Here is an 807-nt window from a genome sequence, read left to right as displayed (position 1 = left end):
AAGTAGGCCAGTACGTCGTCGGCTCGCTTCTTCAGTGTTCGCCCCAGCGTGATGACCTCGGTGAGCGCCTTCGGGACGCCGTGGCTGACCGAGTCGATCAGTTTGACCATTAGCTCGCGGCCACGACGCCGGTCCTGCTCGCGGTAGGCGGCGATCATCCGCTGGTAGACGCCCCAGGTTGCCTCGACTTCGACATGTGCATCGACGCTGAATAGGCCGTGCAGGCGGTCGTTCTGCTTGTCGGTGAGCAGGTCAGCTCCCGTGTGCAGGGTTCGCCGCGCCCGGTATAGCGGGTCGTCCTTGCGGCCGCGGTGGCCCTGGGTGTGCTGCTGGACCCGGCGGCGGCAACGGTCCAGTGCATCGCCGGCCAGCCGGACGACGTGGAAGGGATCCATCACCGCGACCGCGTCGGGCAGCGCCTCGGCGGTGGCGGTCTTGAAGCCGGTGAACCCGTCCATCGCGACCACCTCGATCGCGTCGCGCCACGCCTGCGGTCGCTCGGCGAGCCAAGTCTTGAACGCCTGCTTGGAGCGGCCCTCGACCATGTCCAGCAGCCGTGCTGGTCCGGTGCCCTCACGGATGCCGGTCAGGTCGATGACCACGGTGACGTACTTGTCGCCGCGGCGGGTGTGCCTCCAGACGTGCTCATCGACGCCGACGACCTTCACCCCGTCGAACCTGTGCTCGTCGTCGATCAGGACGCGCTTGCCCTCGGCCAGGACGGCGAGGTTGGCGGTGTTCCACGCGACCCCGAGCCCCTCGGCGACGCGGGCGACGGTGAGGTGCTGGACCACGATGCCCTCTAGT

Annotated in this window: 1 protein-coding gene; it reads right to left on the bottom strand. The window is 68.3% G+C overall.

What is annotated here, in order from left to right; all coding sequences use genetic code 11:
* On the bottom strand, nucleotides 1–807 hold an 807-nt coding region (locus FSY66_RS12425), incomplete at both ends, for an ISL3 family transposase (protein WP_144795403.1).

It is taken from the genome of Kocuria palustris (genome assembly GCF_007666205.1).
GTDB classification, from domain to species: Bacteria; Actinomycetota; Actinomycetes; order Actinomycetales; family Micrococcaceae; genus Kocuria; species Kocuria palustris_A.
This window is presented reverse-complemented; position numbering and strand designations above follow the sequence as displayed.